The organism is Lysobacter enzymogenes (genome assembly GCF_023617245.1).
In the GTDB taxonomy this organism is placed as follows: domain Bacteria; phylum Pseudomonadota; class Gammaproteobacteria; order Xanthomonadales; family Xanthomonadaceae; genus Lysobacter; species Lysobacter yananisis.
This window is the reverse complement of sequence record NZ_CP067396.1, coordinates 283,102-302,438: the sequence shown is the minus strand read 5'-3', so window position 1 is coordinate 302,438 and position 19,337 is coordinate 283,102. Positions and strand designations below refer to the sequence as shown.

Here is a 19,337-nt window from a genome sequence, read left to right as displayed (position 1 = left end):
TCCCGTTCCATTTGTGCCGCCAAGGGGCGGCTCTCAAATGGACTTCTCGGCACTTCGCGGAAAAAGTTTAGCCGGCCCTCGCAGCGGCCTTCCCGGGGCCGGCCCGGATCGTCGCAAGGCCCGTCCCGCCTGGCTTTCGCCGTTTCGAGGGGGTGTCGGGCCCGGGCGGGACGATGGCCGTGGCCTACCCCGTTGCGGGGGCAGGCGCCCCGGCGCCGGGTTACGTCTTAGCCAGCGAGGCCCGCACGCCCTGCAGGCGCCGTTCGAGCATCTGCCGGGTCGCCTCGTCGGGCCCGAAATCCAGGCAGCGCTCCAGGTCGGCGATGGCGGCGGCGTGATCGCCGCGCTCGATGTGCAAGGTCGCGCGGTTGTTGTAGGCGAAGGGGTGGCCGGGTTCCAGCTCGATGGCCAGGTCGAAGCAGCGCAGCGACTCGTCGAAACGGCGCAGCGCCAGCAACACCGAGGCGTACGTGGTCAGCAGCCAGCCGTCGCGCAGCCCCATCGCCATCGCCCGCTCCAGGTCGCTCAGGGCCCGCTCGTGCGCGCCGAGCATCGCGTGGGTAGTGCCGCGGTCGGCATAGCCGGGGGCGTGGTCGGGGAACGCTTCGAGGACGCGGTCGTACAGTTGCAGCGCTTCGTCGGTGCGGCCCTGGCCGACCAGGGCGCGGGCGCGCTGGCATTGTTCTGAGGGATTCATGCGGGCTCGTTCATGACACGGGCGGGAGGCTCGCGCGGGCCGGACCAACGCGCCGGCGCGGCGCGCACGCAGTCTACCGGCGCGCGCGCCGATGCGGCCACGGCCTGCACAGTCCCGCACCGGCGCCGGTCCTATAGTGCCGACAGTCGTTCTTCGCCTGGAGCCGCGCCATGTGGGACCCCGCCAAGTACCTCGACTTCGCCGACCTGCGCGGCCGACCGTTCTTCGACCTCACCGCGCGCATCGGCGCGCGCGAGCCGCGCCGGGTCGTCGACCTGGGTTGCGGCCCCGGCAACCTGACCGCGGCGCTGGCCCAGCGCTGGCCGCAGGCGGCGCTGGAGGCGAGCGACAATTCGCCGGAGATGGTCGCCGCCGCGCGCCAGGCCGGCCTCGATGCCCAGTTGCTCGACGTGCGCGACTGGACGCCCAAGCCCGACACCGACGTGGTGATCTCCAACGCCGTGCTGCAGTGGGTGCCCGAACACCGCGAACTGTTGCAGCGCTGGGTGCGCGAACTGCCGGCGGGCGCGTGGATCGCGATCCAGGTGCCGGGCAACTTCGACGCCCCCTCGCACGCGCTGACGCGCCGGCTCGCGGCGAGCGCCGGCTGGGCCGACACACTCGGCGCCATCGGCCTGCGCGACGAAGGCGCGGTCGACGCGCCGACCGAGTACGCCGAACGGCTGGCGCGGCTGGGCTGCCAGGTCGACGCCTGGGAAACCAGCTACACCCAGCGCCTGCACGGCGAGAACGCGGTGCTGGAGTGGATCACCGGCACCGCGCTGCGGCCGGTCAAGGCGGCGTTGAGCGCGCACGACTGGCAACGCTTCCGCGCCGAGCTGGCGGCGATGCTGGACGAGGCGTATCCGCCGCGTAGCGACGGCACGACCTGGTTCGAGTTCCGGCGCATCTTCGTGGTGGCGCGCACGCCGGAGTGAAGCTCGCACCCGCGCAGATCACCTCCGGCCTACCTCGTTCTCGTCCTCGTCATTCCGGCGGAAGCCGGAATCCATTTTGCTCCTGCTGTTGCCGTGGCGGTTGCCGCTGCTCGTGCTCGCTCCCAAGCCCGAAGCCGTCGTCCCGCAGCCCCGGAGGGCGTGCGCATGGATGCGCACGCGCGCCATGGGGCAGGATGCCCCTTATGGCGCGGCCCCGCGCCGCTGCGAGCCATAGTGGCTCTTGATCCGAAAAAGATAAGGCCTTTTCTTTGGTTACTTTCTTTGTGGCTTAAGACAAAGAAAGTGACCCGGCCGCTTGCGGACGGAAGCTCTTGATGATCGCTTGTCGTCACAAGTACGCACACGCAAAGACGAACCCCACCGCGGCACGCCCTCTGTAGGAGCGGCGCAAGCCGCGACCGCGCCATCGCAGCGATGGCGAAAGTTTCATCGTAGTTGCGTTGGCGCGGTCGCGGCTCGCGCCGCTCCTACAGTCGGATACGCAACCCCACGTCCGTCATTCCGGCGAAAGCCGGAACCCATGTTGACTTTGCTGTTGCTTTCGCCGTTATCGATGTGTCGCGCGACGACAAGCCACCATCAAAAGCTTTCGTCCGCAAGCGGCCGAGCTACTTTCTTTTGTCAGCGCGACAAAAGAAAGTAGCCAAAGAAAAACGCTTGTTTAAGGTCACAAGCCACTAGGTCCAGCGCCTTGCGCGGGGATGCACCGTAAGGGGCATCCATGCCCCTACGGCGCACGCGCGCATCCATGCGCGCGCCCTCCGGGTCTGCGGGGCATACGCCTCAGGCGAGGGCCAGAACGGCAACAGCAAAGGCAAGGGCAACGGCAAGGGCAAAAATGGATTCCGGCTTTCGCCGGAACGACGGCGCGCTGGGAACAGCCGCTTACCCATCGCCCATAAAAAAGCCCCTCGCCACCATCCCTGTGGCGAGAGGCCAAACCCTGAATCCCTCGGTGCGGGCGACACCCGCGCCGGTCGCGCGCTTACAACGCCGCCCCGCCGAACTTGTGCGTGTACTGCACGAACACCTGACGCCCCAACGCATCGAACCAGGACACGTCGTAATACGGATAGCCGGTGTAGCTCGCGTCCTTCGGCGGCATCTTGTCGAACAGGTTGGTCACCGATACCGACAGCTGGTTGTGGTCGGTGAAGCGGTACTGCAACGACAGGTTGTAGCGGTAGGTCGCGCCGATCCACGGGCTGCCGCCCTCTTCGGGATCGTAGGCCTCGTTGTAGGAATCGTAGTTGGGCAGCTTGCCCAGGCGCTCGCCGTGCACGGTCGCGGTCCAGCGGTCGCGCTCCCAGCTCACGCTGGCGCTGGCCTTGCTGCGCGGGATGTCGAAGCCGCTGTTGATCGCGAACTGGTCCTCGACCCGGTCGCCGGCGTACTGCTGGCTCTCGTGCTCGCGCACCCAGCTGTAGTTGCCGCTGAAGCGGAACACGCCGGCCGCGGTCTCCCAGCGCCAGCGCGCGGTGAAGTCGACGCCGTTGGTGCGCTCGCGGGCGATGTTGATCGGGTTGACGTAGGTGCCGTACAGGCGGCCGTCGGCGCTGCGCACCACCCGCGCCAGCGCGTCCACGCAGGTCGGCGAACCCGCGCTCACCGGGGTGCCGTCGGGACGCTGGCCCAGGCGGCAGTCGGCTTCGTCCTGCAGCACGCTGTCGGCGCGCAGGTCCTGCACCTGATGGCGCAGGTCGATGTCGTAGTAGTCCAGCGAGAAGTCCAGGTTCGCCAGCGGCGACCAGACCACGCCGGCGGTCCACGAGGTACTGGTCTCCGGATCGAGCTTGCGGTTGCCGCGCCGGGTGACGATCAGGCTCTCGTCGGAATAGCTGCAGTCGGCGTAGTCCACGCCCGGCTCTTCGCTGCGGCAGCGGTAGTAGTCGATCGCCGCCGATTCGCTGTTGCCTTCGCCGGCGAACACGTAATGCAGGTCCGGCGCGCGGAACGCGGTGCCGTAGGAGCCGCGCAGCAGCAGCGTGTCCAGCGGCCGCCATTCCAGGCCGGCGCTGTAGGTGAACTTGTCGATGCTGCCGCCGCCGTAGCGGTATTGGTCGTAACGGCCGGCGACGCTGAGGTTCAGCCGCTCGAACAAGGGCAGGCGCAGCTCGCCGGCCGCGGCCCAGCGGTCGCGGCTGCCGCGGCCGTTGGAGTCGCGCCAGCTGTAGTAGTAGTACTGCGTGGCCAGCGGGTCCGGACGCAGGTCGTAGCTCTGATTGCCCGCCTCGACGGTGCCGGCGAAACCGGCCGCGCCGGCCGGCATCTGGAACAGCTCGGTGTTGGTGAAGGTCAGCGACAGCGTGTCGGTGCGCGACTTGGGCTGGTACACGGTGCGCGCGGCGATCGAGTCGTATTCGGCGCGGCTCAGCGGCCGGTACAGGCGCGAGGGATCGGCGTCGAAGATCGGGTAGCCGTCGTCGTCGGTGCCCAGTTGCGGGCCGAGGAACAGCGCGTTGGCCTTGGCCGCGACGATCTGCGGCCAGCTGATCGTGGACTGGTACTGCGAATGGCTCAGCGCGGTTTCCCAATCCCAGTTCGCGCCCCACCGGCCCTTGAAGCCGGTGGTCAGGCTGAAGGTCTTCTGCCGGGTGCGGATGTCGCCGTTGTTGAGCCCGCCCATTTCCTCGGGCGTGAACTGGCGCTGCCAGTATTCGAGCTGGTCGGTGGCGCGGTTGAAGAAATAACCGCTCTCGTCGCCGTCGGGACGCTGGTACACCCACTGGGTCACGTCGCGGAACATCGACAGCTCGTGGTAGCCCAACTGCAGGTCGGCGAACCATTCCACGTCGTTGTCGAAGCGGTAGCTCAGCGAGCCGTAGGCGTTGAGCCCGCGGCGCTTGCTCAAGATGGTGCCGTAGCCGATCGAACGGTCGCTGCCGCAGTAATAGCCGTCCTCGCCGTCGACGCCGTAGCCCGGGCGCGAGGCGCGATAGGTGTTGCCGCCGTTGAGCGCGGCGACGCCGTCGCAGGCGCCTTCCGGGTCGAGGTATTCGTCGTACCAGTTGGTGCGCAGGAAGGTGCGGCGCGGCGCGCGGCTGCCCGCGCTGGGGCCGTCCAGGGTCGAGTCCTGGCGCGAACGGTCGTAGGCCCACAGCGGGTTCTGCACGACGATCTCGGCGCCGTAGATCGCGGTGAAGCGGTCGTTGCTGTAGCCGCTGGACACGCTCAGGTCGAACGACTCGGCGCCGCCGCGGGTGGCGTCGCCCATGCGCACGTCGACGGTGGTGCCGTCGGCCTGCTTCTTGAGGATGAAATTGACCACGCCGGAGATCGCGTCCGAGCCGTAGATGGCCGAGGCGCTGCCGGTCAGGATCTCGATCCGCTCGACCATGCCCAGCGGGATGTTGGAGATGTCGGTGAAGTTGCTGCGGCCCTTGAACGGCATCGGGAAGTCGGCGATGCGGCGGCCGTTGACCAGCACCAGGGTGTGGTTGGGGCCGAGGCCGCGCAGGTCGACCTGCTGCGCGCCGGGCGAGAAGTCGGCGCCGCTGGCGGACTGCTGGCTCTGGGTCTCGCCGCCGTTCTGGGTCATCGCCCGCAGCACGTCGGGCACGGTGGTGAAGCCGTTGGCCTTGATCTCCTGCGCGGTCATCACCGTGACCGGCGCCGGGCCCTCGATCTGCGCGCGCGGGATGCGCGAGCCGGTGACCTGGATGGTCTCCAGGTCGGTCGCCGCCGGCGGTTCCGGCGAGGCGCCGCCGCTGGTCGCCGGCGCGCGCGGCGCGGCCGCGGCGGGCTTGGCCGCGGCCGCGTCCTGGACGATGACCAGGCCGCCGGACGGATCGCGGCGGGCGACGAAACCGCTGCCGCGCAGCAGCCGGTCGAGCGCGTCGCCGGCCGCCATCGTGCCGCTGACGCCGCCGGTGCGCAGGCCGCGCAGCTGGTCGGCGGAGTAGACGAACTGGGCGCCGGACTGGCGCGCCAGCGCGTCCAGCGCGGCCGACAGGTCGCCGGCGGGAATGTCGACCCGCGCCGGCGCCCCCTGCGCCTGGGCGGACAAGGCGGCCGAACAGGCCAGCGCCAACAGCAGCACACGCACACCACGCACAGCTCGCACCATTGGTTTCCCCTCTCCCCATCGGCGCTCGTACGGCGCCGTTGTGTATGTCAGACGAACGAAGTCGGCAAATCCCGCATGCGGCGGCGGCTGGGCCGGGGCTGCGGGGGGCATAGTCTGCCCGGCTTTTGTGGGAGGGCCTTCAGGCCCGAAGCTTTTCGCTCCGACGCAGCGAACCGGCCGGAGGCTCGGGCCTTCAGGCCCGAAGCTTCGAGTGGCTCGGCCGCGACCCGGCGCAACAGCGTCGGGCCTGAAGGCCTTCCCACGATGGCCGGTCCACGACTGCGGCCGACCCGGGCCGCCCTCAGCGGCTGTGCAGCACGATCCGGTCCGGCAGCCGCTCCGCCCGCACCGGCATCGCCTGTTCCAGCAGGCCGACGAACATCTCCGCGTTCGACCAGCGGAAATTCCCGCCGACGCGCAACTCGCCCGCGGCGGTGTCGGCGATCACCAGCTTGCGCGCGCTGTAGCGGTTGAATTCGGCCGCGGCCTGCGCCAACGGGGTGTCGCGGAACACCAGGAAGCCGTGGCGCCAATCGACATAGCGCTCGGCCTCCTCGACCGCCACGCTGCGCACCAGCACGCCGTTGGGCCCGGCCAGGGCGATGCTGCCGGCCGGCAGCAGCGTGGTCGGCTGCGGGTGGCCGCCGACCGGTTCGGATTCCAGCCGCACCGTGCCCTCGGTGACCACCACGCGCAGGTCGGCGCCGTCGCGGCGGACCGAGAAATGGGTGCCCACGGCGACCACCCGGCGCGCGCCGGCTTCGACCGCGAACGGCCGGCCCGGGTCCTTGGCCACGTCGAAGAAGGCCTCGCCCTGGGCCAGCTCGACCCGGCGCCGCGCGCCCGACAGCGCCACCTCGATCCGGCTGTCGCTGCTGAGGGTGGCGCGCGAGCCGTCGGCCAGCGCCACTTCGTCGGTCGCGCCCAAGGCGGTGCGGTAACTGGCGCGCTCGGTCGCGCCGTAATGCAGCCAGCCCCAGCCCAGCCCGACCGCCAGAACGGCGACCGCGGCGGCGGCGGCGAAGGGCCAGCGCGACGCCCGCGCCGGCTCGCGCCGCGGCTGGAACGTCAGCGCATCGGCGCGCGGCGGCGCGGCGCGGTCGCGATCCTCGCCCACGTCAGCGCCTGCGTCAGCGCTCGTAAACGGCGCGCGCGGCGGCGCGACCTCGTCCCACGCGGCGCGCGCGGGCACGCCGCCTTCGCCGGCGGCCAGCGCCTGCAAGCGCCCGGCCTGCCGCCACGCCGCCTGCAGGCGCACGAACGCGACCCGGTGCGCGGTCGCGCGCGCCAGCCAGGCCTCGAATTCGGCCTGCGCGGCGGCCGGCCAATCGCCGCTGTCGCGACGGGCCAGCCACTGCGCGGCGGTTTGTTCAATCTCCCTGCTTCCTGCCATGTCCGTCCTGTCCGTGCGTGCCTTCGTCCGTCGCGGACGGGTGCGCCGCCTCGCGCCGCGCCCGGCCTTGCGCACCCGCCCCGTCCGCCTGCGCCTCGCCGCCGAAATAGTGCTCGGCCAGCAGGCGCATGCCCTTGGCGATCTGCTTCTCCACGGTCTTCTCGGTGATGCCCATGCGCTGCGCCACCTGTTTCTGCGGCAGTTCCTCGACCCGGCGCAGCCACACCGCCTCGCGGCAGCGCTGCGGCAGGCGGTCGAAGGCCTCGGCCAGGCGGCGCAGGTTCTGGCGCGCGCCGAGCCGGCGCTCGGGCGAGCACTCGTCTATTAGGACGTTCAAGGACTCGAAATCACCCACCGGCTCGATCGACACCACCCGGCCGCGGCGCAGCCGGTCGGTCATCAGGTGGCGCGCGGTGGCGAACAGGAACGGCTTGGGCTGGTGCGGGCGGGCCTTGCCGGCCGCCTCGTAGACGCGCACATAGACTTCCTGGCGCAGGTCGTGGATCTCGTCCGGATGCGGCCACACCCGGCGCAGGTACTGCACCAGCGCCGCCTCGTGCACCAGGATGTCGGCGGCGAACCACGCGTCCAGATCGGTGTCCATGCGCGGACATTAGCCCAGCCCCGCGCGCGGCGCACCACTCTGGCGCCGGCCGCGCGCGCGGCGATCGTCGATGGGGGATCGCGCCTCCCTGCTTCGTCGTGATGTAAAGATCCCGATTCGGAGAGCGTGCGATGCGCAGTTCGTCGATGTGGTCCCTGTCCGCGTTGCGGCGCAAGACGCTGGCGGGGCTGTGGCTGGCCGCGGGGCTGGCCTGCGCGACGCTGGGCGCGTACGCGCAGGCGCCCGCCGGCGGCGCCGACCCCGCGCAACGCGACGGTTATCGCTATTACGAAATCGGCCGCCTCGACGCGCCGCGCCCGCAGCCGACCCGCGCCGGGCTGATGCTGGTCGGCGGCGGCGACTGGCCGCGCGAGGCCTTCGCCTGGATGGTCGAGCGCGCCGGCCACGGCCGCATCGTGATCCTGCGCGCGTCCGGCACGGTCGAGGCGCAGAACGAATTCTTCGACGACATCGGCGGCATCACCGGCGCGCAGACCCTGGTGTTCCAGGACCGCCGCGCCGCCAGCGACCCGCAGGTGCTCGACATCGTCCGCCAGGCCGACGGCATCTTCATCGCCGGCGGCGACCAATCGCGCTACGTGCGCTTCTGGAAGGACACGCCGCTGGCGCGCGCGCTCGACGCGCACGTGCGCGCGGGCAAGCCGATCGGCGGCACCAGCGCGGGGCTGGCGATCCTCGGCGCGTATTCGTACGGCGCGATGGACGGCGGCAGCGTGGTCTCGCAGACCGCGCTCGACGATCCGGCCGGGCCGAAGCTGACCATGGTCGACGACTTCCTGCACCTGCCGTACCTGCACAACGTCGTCACCGACAGCCACTTCGGCAAGCGCCAGCGCCTGGGCCGGCTGATCGCGTTCCTGGCGCGGCTGTCGAAGGAACACGGCCGCCACGATCTGGTCGGCCTGGGCGTGGACGAATACACCGCGCTGTGCATCGACGCGCACGGCGAAGGCAGCGTGTTCAGCGGCAACGGCGGCAAGGTCTGGCTGGTCAAGCCGCGCCAGCCGGCGCGGGTGTTCGCCCAGGGCGAGCCGCTGAGCCAGCGCGCGGTGCCGGTGATCGGCATCGGCGAAGGCAGCGCCTTGCGCATGCGCGATTTCAAGGTCGAGCGGCCGGCGTTCGTCGAGCTTTATGATGTCGAATCCGGGCAGCTGATCCTGCGCGAGGACCCCGCCGACGGCGACGCCGCGCGCGAGGGCCTGCGGCTGCCGAACCTGTCCTATGGAGCCGATGATGACGAACTGGTTGCGCCGTAAGCTGCACCTTGATCTGCGTGGCGCTTGCTGCGCCGCCTTGCTGGGATCGATGGCGCTCGCGCCGGCCGCATGGGCCGCGGATGCGGCCAAGCCCGCCTCGCCCAAGCCCGTGCTGGTGATCCACGGCGGCGCCGGCGTCGAGCGCGCCGGCCTCAGCGAGCAGGACCAGAAGGACGCGCGCGCGGCGCTGGAAAACGCATTGCGCGCCGGCCACGCCGCGCTCGCCGCCGGCAAGCCGGCGCTGGACGCGGTGACCGCGGCGATCGTGGTGTTGGAAGACGCGCCGATGTTCAACGCCGGGCGCGGCGCGGTGTTCACCCACGACGGCAAGAACGAACTCGATTCGGCGGTGATGGACGGCGCCAGCGGCCGCGCCGGTGCGGTCGCCGGCGTGCACCGGGTCAAGAACCCGGTGACCTTGGCGCGCGCGGTGATGGAGAAATCCAAGCACGTGATGCTGGTCGGCGACGGCGCCGAGGTCTTCGCCAAGGAGGCCGGCGTGACCCTGGTCGAACAGTCCTACTTCCGCACCGAGAAGCGCTGGCAGCAGCTGCAGAAGGCGCTCAAGGAAGAGGCGTCCGGCCAGGCCCACGAGGACATCGAGACCGCCAAGCACTTCGGCACCGTCGGCGCGGTCGCGCTCGACGCCCAGGGCCGCCTCGCCGCCGGCACCTCCACCGGCGGCATGACCAACAAGCGCTACGGCCGCGTCGGCGATTCGCCGATCATCGGCGCCGGCACCTACGCCGACGCGCGCTGCGCGGTGTCGGGCACCGGCTGGGGCGAGTACTACATCCGCGCGGTGGCCGCGCACGAGATCTGCGCGCGCATGCGCTACGCCGGCCAGAGCGTGCGCGAAGCCGCCGAGGGCGTGATCGACCGCGACATCCCCGCCGCCGGCGGCGACGGCGGCGCGATCGTGCTCGGCGCCAACGGCGACTTCGCCCTGCCGTTCAACACCGAAGGCATGTACCGCGGCTGGATCGGCGCCGACGGCGTACCGCACGTCGCGCTGTTCAAGGACGAGAAGCTGGCCGAGCCGGCGGCGCGCTGAGCCGCGACGCCGCGGATGCGACGCGACCGGCTACTCCGCGGTCGCGGCTCGCGCCGCTCCTACAGGGAGCATCCGCCGCTTGCATCGCAGCCGGAAAACTCAGCGCACACTTCGACGCGGCCTCGATTCCCCCTGTAGGAGCGACGCAAGTCGCGACCGCGCCGCCGCGGATACGTCGCGACCGGCCACCCCGCGGTCGCGGCTCGCGCCGCTCCTACAGGGAGCATCCGCCGCTTGCATCGCAGCGGGAAAAACTCACGGCACGCCCCGACACAGCCGCAACCCCCCCTGTAGGAGCGGCGCAAGCCGCGACCGCGACGCCGCAACTACGACGCAGCCACTACAGCCTCAGCGATTGGCCATCCGCAACTGGTTGACCATCACCTGCAGCTTGTCGCGCGGCATCTCGTTGATGTAGTCGATCGCCGCCTGCCCTTCCAGCGGGCGGCCGGCGCCGATGCGGTCGTCGCGCGCGGCCTGCATGATCAACGGCACCGTCGGGATCGACAGGTAGTATTCGTCCTCGCCCTGGTCGCTGAGCACCGCCGCGGCGTCGGCGTCGAAGCCGGCGTTCTGCAGGAACTTCATCGAGCCCTCGACCTTGCCCTGCTTGTCGCGGTAATCGCCGAGCGCGGACTGGCCGAACACCGACACGCCGATCATCACCGAGCCGACCAGCGCGCCGACCGGGCCGGTCGACACCGCCATGATCACGGTGCCGGTCGCGCCCAGGCCGTACAGGCCGGCTTCCACGCCCTTGAGCGGACGGTCGGACAGCAGCGCATCGACCAGCTTGGCCACGTCGCCCACCGCCGACACCACGCCGAGCACCTTGTTGACGTTCTCGAAGCGCTTGAGCCCGCTTTCCAGCGCTTCCATCGCCGCCGGCGAGTTGCGGTCCACCGCCTGCGCGGCGGGGTTGGTCAGCAGGTCGCGCGCGTCCTTGACCAGGCCGGCCGCGTCGCCGAACGCGGCGATCTGGTTGGCCCAGGTCGGATCGGAGATGGCGTCGGCGGTGGACTTGCCGAAAGCCAGGCCGGCCGCGGCCACGCCAAGCGCGCGGAAGGTGATGCCGGCCGGCTGCTTGGCGCCGAAGCCCTCGATGCCCTGCAGTTCGGTGTGGAACTTGTTGAGCTGGGTCGCCATCGCCTGGGTATCGCCGGCGGGCACGTCCAGCAGTTTCTCCAGTTCGCCGATCGCGCGGCGGTACTGTTCGGCATCGGCGCCGAGCGCGCCGGAGTACTGCCGGCTCATCGCCTCCAGCCGGGTCTTGCCGTCGGCGACGCTGGCCGGGTTGTCCGGATCGACGCCGGCGAACACATTCATCGCGTTCTGGTTGATCGCCTGGCTGGCGAGCCGCTTCAGGTACTCGGCGCCTTCCTTGGAGACCTTGGTCGCGTCGAACAGCGCCGCGGTCGAATCGGCGTTCTCGCCGACCAGGAAGCGGTCGTCGCTACCGGCGGCCAGGCCGAAGGCCTGCAGGGTGTCGTCGTCGTTGGCGATGGACTTGATCGTGTCCATCAACTCCGGGTTGGTCGCCTTCACTTGCGCCGGCAGCGCGTTCAGGCCGCCCAGCGTTTCCTGCAGCAGGCGCCCGTCGGCGGCCAGGTCCTTCTCCAGTTTCTGGTACTTGCTCAGCCAGTCCGGATCGTCCTTGCCCTTGGCGGCGAGGTAGTCGTTGACCGCCTTGTTCAACTTGTCCGGCGGCAGGCCTTCGGAATACTTCAGCAGGCGCGCCAGCTCGCCCATCATCTCCTTGTACTGGCCGAGGTTGCCCTCGATGCGCTGTTGCAGCAGCTCCGCGCCATGGCTCACGCCGCGCAGGAACACGCCGGCCAGTTCGTTCTCGCCCTTGCCCTGCAGTTGCCTGGCCATCTCCAGCGCCAGTCCGGGACCGACGCCGTCGCGTATCGCATTGGAGATGTTCTCGGAGAACGGATAGCCCTGCCCGCGCCAGTCGCCGGAATGGCCGACGTAGCTGGCGGCGAGGTCCGAACGCAGGCGCGGACCGTCGCCGGTGTCGCCGAGCGATTCGTACACCCGGGCCATGTTGGCGTAGGACGTCGCTTCGCCGAACTTGTTGCCGCCGGCGTACATCGGCTTGACCTCGGTGATGCGCAGCACCGTGTCGAGGTTCTGGGTGACCACGGCCTGCGCCAGCGCCGGCGGCAAGCCGTCGGTCAGTTCGGCCAGGCGCCGCGAGGCCTCGTTGGCCGGGGCCATCAGCGCCTTGGGATCGCCGCCGGAATCCACGCCCTTGAACGGCTCGGCCACGTACGGTTCGATTTTCTCGTTGATCAGCTTGCCCAGCTCGATGCTGGTCGACAGCCGCTGCTGCGCTTCGGGCGAGATCTTCGACCACTGGTCCTTGAGGATGGCGACCACCGACTTGGGATCGCCGGCGTTGGCGACCATCACCGTGAACTCGACTTCGTGGTCGACGCGGATGTCCTTGCTCACCGCCTCGATACCGGCGCGCGCGGCCGGATCGTCGGCGTAGCGCTCGGCGATGCTGCGGCCGTAGCCGTCGATGGTCTTGGCGTCGTAGACCGCGCCGGTCGGGCGGGCGTCGAATTCGGCCTGGTAGCGCGACTGCATCTCGGCCTTGACCGCGGCCTTGAGCTCGGCGCGGGTTTCCGGCGTGGAATGGGCGGCGTCGGCCTGGACCGCGGTGTCCACGCGCTGCACTTCCGGCGACTTGTCCGTCTTGTCCGGCGCCTGCTGGGTGTAGGCGACGGTCTGCGCCTGGGCGCCGTCGTGCTCGGCCGGCGGCAGCGCGATCTGCGTGTCCGGGTACAGCGCTTCCCAGTTGAGCACCTGCGGGTTGGCGTCCTTGATCTGCTGTTCGAAGGTCTCCTGCGGCACCGTGCCGCGGTATTGCGCGGCGATCTGCGGCAGAGTTTCGTCGCGGGCGATGGTGTGCACCGGCGGCAGCGGCTTGGGCTGCGTGGCCAGCTGCTGGACGGTACGCGCGACCGAATCGATGAAGCTGAAGAGGGACATGGCGGGGGCCTTGGGATTCAACCCGCAGACCGTAGCACCGGGGCCGCCGTGGCGATGCCTGGGGGCGGCCCCAGGGGGCGGGAAATGCGGGCGGAAACTGCCCTCGACGACCGGCATCCAGCAGCGTTGCGCGCGGCGCGACCGCAGTTCGCAAGACCGGCACAACGCGCGCGCAGTGCGTATGTTCAGCCACTATCGGGCCCTGCAGCAGCGGCGCAAGCTGCGACCGCGACACCGCAGGACGACGCGACCAGCCACCCGCGGTCGCGGCTCGGGCCGCTCCTGCAGAGGGCCCACAACGTACGGCGACGCTGCAATTTCCCCCTGTAGGAGCTGCGCAAGCTGCGACCGCGACACCGCAGGGACGACGCAACCGGCTACCCTGCGGTCGCGGCTCGCGCCGCTCCTACAGGGCGCTATCGCAACTTCCGTCGTCGATGCCGTTGCGCCCCGGAGGTCAGGCCTTGCGTGCCAGCCGGCGCGCAGTGGCCGGGCCGTTGAGTTCGCGCAGCGCGTCCTTGCCGTTCCAGCGCGCGACCGGGTCGGCGGACGCGGCCAGGCGCGCGGCGGTCGCGAGCGCCGCGGCGTGCAGCGCGGCGTTGCGCTTGCCGATCGAACGCAGCGCCCAGTTCACCGCCTTCCTGACGAAGTTGCGCGCGTCGCCGGCATGCGCTTCGACCAAGTCCAGGCCGCGCAGGAACGGTTCGTCGCCGGCGCTCTTGTCGTGCACGCTCTTGCTCGCCAGCAGCGCGAACGCGGCGCGGCGCACGAACTCGTCCTCGCGCCGCGCCCATTGCTCGATCTTGCGCCAGGCCAGCGGGCTGCGGTCGAACAGGGCGAAACAGACGGTGTCGCACACCGCCCAGTTGTCGAAGTCGCGCGCCCAGCGGTCCATCTGCGCGGCGGTGACCGCGGCCGGGTCGTCGAGGTAGGCGGCGAGCAGGCGCGCTTCGTACCAGCCGCTGTCCCACAGCGCCGCGGCGAGCGCGCGGTCGCGGCCCAGGCGCTTGGCCACGGCCTGGACCTGGGCCATCGGCACGCCGAAAGCGCGCTGGTTCGGGATCGCGAAGCGCGCCATGCCGTCGCGGTGACGCGCGTCGGCGGCGGCGCGCAGGGCCTGCAGCGCCTGCTCCAGGCGCGCCGACAGCGGTTGCGCGGCGAACGCGGCCTGCGCGGCCTTGCGCGCGGCCGCGGTGGCCTTGCCGTCGGCGCGTGCGGTCGCTCGCGAACGGTTCGGCGCCGATATCGCCGCGGAGGTCTGGGTGGCGGTCTTCGCCGCGGCCTTCGGCACGGATCGCTTGGTCGCGGCTTTCTTCGCCACCGCCTTGCCCGCGGCGGGCTTCTTCAGCGCAGGCTTGTTCGCAGCAGATTCGTTCGCAACACCGCGTCGCGGCCCGCGCTTCGACGCCGGCGTCTTCGCGCCCGCGGCGTCCGCCGGCGCGATCGCGGCGCGGGCGGACGTTCGGGCGGTCGCGTTCTTGGCCATGGCGGCGCCTCGGATCGGCGCGGCCGCCAACGAAAAGGGCCGCGACGCCAATGTACCCATCGGCGCCGCGGCCCGCTATCGCTCGGGACTGGACCAAAGGCCTCAGTGCCCGCCGGCCTCCGGCTTCGGCGGCCGCACCAGGCTCAGCACCACCGAGGTGCCGATGATCGCCGCCACGCCCAGCAGCGAGACCAGGATCGGGATCTTGTAGATATCGATCAGCAGCATCTTGGCGCCGATGAACACCAGCACCGTCGCCAGCCCGTACGGCAGCAGGTGGAAGCGGTCGGCCATGCCCTGCAGCAGGAAGAACATCGCGCGCAGGCCCAGCACCGCGAACACGTTCGAGGTCAGCACGATGAACGGATCGGCGGTGATGGCGAAGATCGCCGGGATCGAGTCGACCGCGAAGATCACGTCGGTCACGCCGATCAGCGCGATCACCGCGAACAGCGGGGTGAACCAGCGCTTGCCGTCGCGCACGATCGACAGCTTGCTGTCGTGGTAGTCGTCGGTCAGGCGCAGGTGGCCGCGCATCCACTTGAGCACCGGGTTCTGCTCCAGGTCCGGACTCTTGCCCGCGGCCATCAGCATCTTGATGCCGGTGAACACCAGGAACGCTCCGAACACGTACAGCACCCAGTGGAACTTCGCCAACAGCAGCGCGCCGGCGAAGATCAGCACCGAGCGCAGCACGATCGCGCCGAGGATGCCGATCACCAGCACGCGCTGGCGCTGCTCTTCGGGCACGGCGAAGTAGGTGAACAGCATCAGGAACACGAAGATGTTGTCGACCGCGAGCGACTTCTCGACGAGGTAGCCGGTCAGGAACTCCAGGCCGATCCGGTTGCCGACTTCGGCGCCGGACTCGCGGCTGACGTACCACCACAGCGCGGCGTTGAACACCAGCGCCAGGGCGATCCAGCCCACGCTCCACCACGCCGCTTCCTTGAACGTGACCTTGTGCGGCCCGCCGTGGCGCATCAGCACCAGATCGACGAGCAGCGCGACGACGACGAAGGCGGCGAACGCGCCCCACAGCATCGGACTGCCGATGGTTTCCATTTGACTCTCCCGCAAGACGTTGGGGGCGCAAGCGCGCCGGTTTCGAGGCCGCAGGCCACGAAGCGTCGTCCGGAGGGAATTCGGGAGACATGCCTTCGCCGCTGCGGCGAAGGTCTTGCTCGCATCCGGCCGACCGTTCGGCGGTCCGGACACCTGTCGCACCGGGGCGGTGAGCCCGTAGTGACGGCGACGACAGCGGGAGCTACTCCCCTTCTGGCGGGGAAGATACCACGCTTGCCGCTGAACTGCCGTTCAGGCTCGATGTTTGTGCGGGGGCCTTCAAGCCCGATGCTTTTGTCTCACATCGCGGTGAGCTGACAGGAAGGCGTCGGGCCTGAAGGCCCTCCCACAAAAGCGCCTCCCGCAAGCGCTCAGGCGCCGCGGTAGACAGCCACCGTCGCGATCCGCGGCAGATCGTAGGCGTGCTCGATCACCAGCCGCAGCCGCCGCGCCCGCACCGGGTCGAACCGCTCCAGGCGCTTGCAGCCGATGGTCGTGCCCCAGGCCACGGTCTGCCAGCCGCCGTCGCGCCAGGCTTCGAAACGGTGGTTGGCGACATGCTGGCCTTCGGCGACGGCTTCCTGCAGGCACAGCAGGTCGAACTCGATCTGTTCGCCCGACTCGAATTCCAGCCAGGCCTCGCCCGCGTCGGCGCGCCAGTACGAATCCGCGTCGCCGTCGAGCACGCGCGCGGGCGCCGCGCCGCCGCTGGCGCGCACGCGCGCGCCGGCCAGAAGGTTGCCGCCGGCGAACAGCGCCGCGCGCTTGCGGCCGAACTCGGCGAGGCGGGCGACGTCGGTGTCGTGGAAGCGCCCCGCGCGCGTCGGCGGCACGTTGAGCAGCAGCTTGCTGTTGCGTCCGACCGAACTGCAGTACAGGTCGATGAGGTTGTCGGCGCTGCGCACCTTGGCGTCCTCGGCCGCGTGCCAGAACCAGCCCGGCCGGATCGACACGTCGGTTTCGCCCGGCCGCCACGCGCTGCCGTGCGGATCGCCCTGTTGCAGCGCCTCGCCGACCCACGGCCGGTCGAAGCCCGGATACGGCACCCGCGCCGGATCCACCGTCGCCCAGCAGGTGCTGCCGGCGACGCCGCGCTCGTTGCCGATCCAGCGCACGTCCGGGCCGGCGTCGGAGAAGATCACCGCATCGGGCTGCAGCGCGCGCACGGTGCGGTGGATGCGCGCCCAGTCGTAGGCCCGGCGCCGCCCGTTCGGGCCTTCGCCGTTGGCGCCGTCGAACCACACCTCGACCACCGGGCCATAGTCCGTCAACAGCTCGGTGAGTTGGGCGATGTAGAAATCGTCGTAGGCGCGGCCGCTGCCGTAGCGCGGCTCGTGCCGGTCCCAGGGCGAGAGATAGAAGCCCACGCCGAGGCCCTCGCCGCGGCAGGCCTCGACGAACTCGCGCACCACGTCGCCGCGGCCGTCGCGCCACGGGCTGCTGCGCACGCTGTGCGCGGTGGTCGCGGTCGGCCACAGGCAGAAACCGTCGTGGTGCTTGGCGGTGAGGATCAGGCTGCGGAAGCCGCCGGCCTTGGCCGCGCGCGCCCATTGCCGCGCGTCCAGATCGGTCGGCGCGAACGCGCGCGGATCTTCGTCGCCCTCGCCCCATTCGCGATCGGTGTAGGTGTTGACGCTGTAGTGCACGAACAGCGCGAGCTCCTCGCGCTGCCACGCCAGTTGCTGCGGCGTCGGCCGCGGGCGCGCGCCGTTCGGCGTCGCGGCGGCGGGCGCAGTCGCGGCGGACGCATCCAACGCGAGCGCGGACGCGGAAAGCGCGCAGGCGGAACTGGCGAGCAGGAAACGGCGACGGTCCATGGCGATGCGAAGGCGGCGGCGATCGCGGCAGTCTAGTGGCGATCGCGCGCGCCGCCATGTTGCGCCGCGATTGTCGCGCTTTGGATTTGTTTGGACATCGCGCATGCGTGGCGAATCGCGCGCAATCCGAAAGCAGACTCGCGCGCGCGGCGGCGAAACGAAAGCGCGCGGCGCAGCGCCGGTTGACCGCATCGCGCGCGGTCTGCTGGGATGCCGTGGCCCGCTTCGAGGAGAACGCCGATGACGCCGCTGCACGCCGCCCCTTTCGCCAGCCGGATCGTCGCCGCCCCGCTCCTGGCCGGCTTGATCGCCGCCGGCCTGGCCGCGCTCGCCGGCGCGGCCCACGCCGCCACGCCGGCCGCGTCCGTACCCAAGCCCGCGGTCGCCGCTCCGACCGAATCGCAGGCCGCGTTCGACGCGCGCATGCGGTGGTGGCGCGAAGCGCGTTTCGGCCTGTTCGTGCACTGGGGCCTGTACTCCGGCGCGGCCGGGCGCTGGAACGGCGAACCGGTCAAGGGTTCGGCCGAATGGATCCAGCGCAACGCCCACGTACCCACCGACGAGTACGCGCGGCAGATGCTGCCGTTGTTCGAGCCCAAGCCCGGCTTCGCCCGCGAATGGGCCAAGCTGGCGAAACAAGCCGGCGCCAAGTACCTGGTGTTCACCAGCAAGCACCACGAAGGTTTCGCCCTGCACGACAGCGCGGTCAGCGACTTCGACGCCAAGGACGCCACCGGACGCGATCTGGTGCGCGAGATCGTCGAAGCCGCGCGCGCCGAAGGACTCAAGGTCGGGCTGTATCACTCGGTGATCGACTGGCATCACCCGGCCTATCCCTACCGCGACTTCGCCCGCCTCGAACACCCGCTGCCGCATCCGCTGGAAAAGGCCGGCGACGCGCAGGACCCGGATTACGCCAAGCGCGCGAACCTGCGCCAATACCAGGACTTCCTGCACGCGCAGGTGCGCGAACTGGTCGAGCGCTACGGCCCGATCGACGTGCTGTGGTGGGACTATTCCAACCCCGGCGCCGAAGGCGAGACCTGGCGCGCGCAGGAACTGATGGCGATGGTGCGCAAGGACCAGCCCGGCATCGTCATGAACAACCGCCTGTACCGCTCGCTCGGCTACGACGATCCGCAGGGCAGCCTGCAATGGTTCGACCGCGCCCACGGCGACTTCACCACGCCGGAGCAGGCCATCCCCGCGCGCGGCGTGGCCGGCGTGGACTGGGAAGCGTGCATGACCATGAACGGCACCTGGGGCTACAGCGCGCTGGACACGGACTGGAAGTCCACGCGCGAGTTGCTGCGCGACCTAGTCGACACCGCGAGCAAGGGCGGCAACCTGCTGCTCAACATCGGGCCGATGGCCGACGGCAGCGTACCGCGGGCCAGCGTCGACCGGCTGCGGCAGATCGGCGCGTGGCTGCGGCGCAACGGCGAATCGATCTACGCCACCAACGCCAATCCGCTCGGCGAGGTGGCATGGGGCCGGATCACCGCCAAGCGCACGGCCGCCGGCGAGCGGCTGTATCTGCACGTATTCGAACGACCGTCCGATGGCGAGCTGCGGCTGCGCGCGCCGGGGCGGTGGACGGCGCGTCTGCTCGACGGCGGCGCGGCCCTGCGCGTGCGCCGCGACGGCGATGAGCTCGCGGTCGCAATGCCGCGGACGCCGGCCGATACCATCGACACGGTGATCGAACTGGTTCCGGCGAAATCCTGAGGGCGGCCGGGCCAAAACCCGTTCATCAAACTGATCGGCGACGGCCGGGTCGGCTGCCGCAATGGGTAACGCTTCTGCCGCGCCGGGTCAGTTTGTCATGCCGCGTCACGGGTATACCGCCGAGCATCACAATTCATGTGGACCGGATCGAAAAAATACCCTTGTTTTTTCGCTATTTTTCGTGATTT

Annotated in this window: 12 protein-coding genes; 4 read left to right on the top strand and 8 right to left on the bottom strand. The window is 70.4% G+C overall.

The genetic code is table 11. From position 1 onward, the window contains the following. Positions 1–220: 220 nt before the first annotated feature. Positions 221–697, bottom strand: a complete 477-nt coding sequence (locus JHW41_RS01260) for a tetratricopeptide repeat protein (RefSeq protein WP_250448751.1) — start codon at positions 695–697, stop codon at positions 221–223. Positions 698–867: 170 nt separating this feature from the next. On the opposite strand from JHW41_RS01260, the gene JHW41_RS01255 reads away from it, so the two are divergent. Further along, positions 868–1,635 (top strand): trans-aconitate 2-methyltransferase, encoded by a 768-nt coding sequence (locus JHW41_RS01255; protein WP_250448750.1) that lies wholly within the window; start codon positions 868–870, stop codon positions 1,633–1,635. A 1,006-nt stretch (positions 1,636–2,641) separates the two neighbouring features. Here the strand turns inward: JHW41_RS01255 and JHW41_RS01250 are convergent. The 3 genes from JHW41_RS01250 to JHW41_RS01240 form a co-directional block, all read right to left on the bottom strand. Next, on the bottom strand, positions 2,642–5,722 hold the full coding sequence (locus tag JHW41_RS01250) for a TonB-dependent receptor (protein WP_250448749.1): 3,081 nt from the start codon (positions 5,720–5,722) through the stop codon (positions 2,642–2,644). Positions 5,723–6,023: 301 nt separating this feature from the next. Beyond that, positions 6,024–7,115: a FecR family protein gene (locus JHW41_RS01245; protein ID WP_250448748.1), complete on the bottom strand. Its 1,092-nt coding sequence runs from the start codon at positions 7,113–7,115 to the stop codon at positions 6,024–6,026. Next, entirely contained in the window at positions 7,093–7,719 is a 627-nt protein-coding gene (locus JHW41_RS01240; protein ID WP_057949523.1) for an RNA polymerase sigma factor, read from the bottom strand. Before JHW41_RS01240 ends, JHW41_RS01245 begins: the two co-directional genes overlap by 23 nt. Before the next feature lie 146 nt (positions 7,720–7,865). Between JHW41_RS01240 and JHW41_RS01235 the strand changes: the two genes are divergently transcribed. Together JHW41_RS01235 and JHW41_RS01230 are read left to right on the top strand one after the other, a co-directional pair. Further along, positions 7,866–8,996: a cyanophycinase gene (locus JHW41_RS01235; protein ID WP_078997896.1), complete on the top strand. Its 1,131-nt coding sequence runs from the start codon at positions 7,866–7,868 to the stop codon at positions 8,994–8,996. 49 nt (positions 8,997–9,045) lie between these two features. Then, positions 9,046–10,050 (top strand): isoaspartyl peptidase/L-asparaginase family protein, encoded by a 1,005-nt coding sequence (locus JHW41_RS01230; RefSeq protein WP_250451337.1) that lies wholly within the window; start codon positions 9,046–9,048, stop codon positions 10,048–10,050. Positions 10,051–10,398: 348 nt separating this feature from the next. Here JHW41_RS01230 and JHW41_RS01225 read toward each other — a convergent pair whose 3' ends face one another. From JHW41_RS01225 to JHW41_RS01210, 4 genes are all read right to left on the bottom strand, one after another. Next, on the bottom strand, positions 10,399–13,053 hold the full coding sequence (locus JHW41_RS01225; protein ID WP_250448747.1) for a LysM peptidoglycan-binding domain-containing protein: 2,655 nt from the start codon (positions 13,051–13,053) through the stop codon (positions 10,399–10,401). A gap of 457 nt (positions 13,054–13,510) precedes the next feature. Continuing rightward, positions 13,511–14,344 (bottom strand): DNA alkylation repair protein, encoded by an 834-nt coding sequence (locus JHW41_RS01220; RefSeq protein ID WP_250448746.1) that lies wholly within the window; start codon positions 14,342–14,344, stop codon positions 13,511–13,513. A gap of 297 nt (positions 14,345–14,641) precedes the next feature. Further along, positions 14,642–15,604 (bottom strand): TerC family protein, encoded by a 963-nt coding sequence (locus tag JHW41_RS01215; protein WP_057949527.1) that lies wholly within the window; start codon positions 15,602–15,604, stop codon positions 14,642–14,644. A 371-nt stretch (positions 15,605–15,975) separates the two neighbouring features. Further along, complete coding sequence (locus JHW41_RS01210) at positions 15,976–17,421, bottom strand: alpha-L-fucosidase (protein WP_250448745.1); 1,446 nt, start codon at positions 17,419–17,421, stop codon at positions 15,976–15,978. Between the two features lie 240 nt (positions 17,422–17,661). Here JHW41_RS01210 and JHW41_RS01205 point away from each other — a divergent pair, with 240 nt between their 5' ends. Next, on the top strand, positions 17,662–19,149 hold the full coding sequence (locus JHW41_RS01205) for an alpha-L-fucosidase (protein WP_250448744.1): 1,488 nt from the start codon (positions 17,662–17,664) through the stop codon (positions 19,147–19,149). Positions 19,150–19,337 lie beyond the last annotated feature (188 nt).

Bases quoted from the DNA above. Each gene is read 5' to 3' on its own strand.
- JHW41_RS01260 (WP_250448751.1), bottom strand. From the start codon at position 697: ATGAATCCCTCAGAACAATGCCAGCGCGCCCGCGCCCTGGTCGGCCAG.
- JHW41_RS01255 (WP_250448750.1), top strand. From the start codon at position 868: ATGTGGGACCCCGCCAAGTACCTCGACTTCGCCGACCTGCGCGGCCGA.
- JHW41_RS01250 (WP_250448749.1), bottom strand. From the start codon at position 5,722: ATGGTGCGAGCTGTGCGTGGTGTGCGTGTGCTGCTGTTGGCGCTGGCC.
- JHW41_RS01245 (WP_250448748.1), bottom strand. From the start codon at position 7,115: ATGGCAGGAAGCAGGGAGATTGAACAAACCGCCGCGCAGTGGCTGGCC.
- JHW41_RS01240 (WP_057949523.1), bottom strand. From the start codon at position 7,719: ATGGACACCGATCTGGACGCGTGGTTCGCCGCCGACATCCTGGTGCAC.
- JHW41_RS01235 (WP_078997896.1), top strand. From the start codon at position 7,866: ATGTGGTCCCTGTCCGCGTTGCGGCGCAAGACGCTGGCGGGGCTGTGG.
- JHW41_RS01230 (WP_250451337.1), top strand. From the start codon at position 9,046: ATGGCGCTCGCGCCGGCCGCATGGGCCGCGGATGCGGCCAAGCCCGCC.
- JHW41_RS01225 (WP_250448747.1), bottom strand. From the start codon at position 13,053: ATGTCCCTCTTCAGCTTCATCGATTCGGTCGCGCGTACCGTCCAGCAG.
- JHW41_RS01215 (WP_057949527.1), bottom strand. From the start codon at position 15,604: ATGGAAACCATCGGCAGTCCGATGCTGTGGGGCGCGTTCGCCGCCTTC.
- JHW41_RS01210 (WP_250448745.1), bottom strand. From the start codon at position 17,421: ATGGACCGTCGCCGTTTCCTGCTCGCCAGTTCCGCCTGCGCGCTTTCC.
- JHW41_RS01205 (WP_250448744.1), top strand. From the start codon at position 17,662: ATGACGCCGCTGCACGCCGCCCCTTTCGCCAGCCGGATCGTCGCCGCC.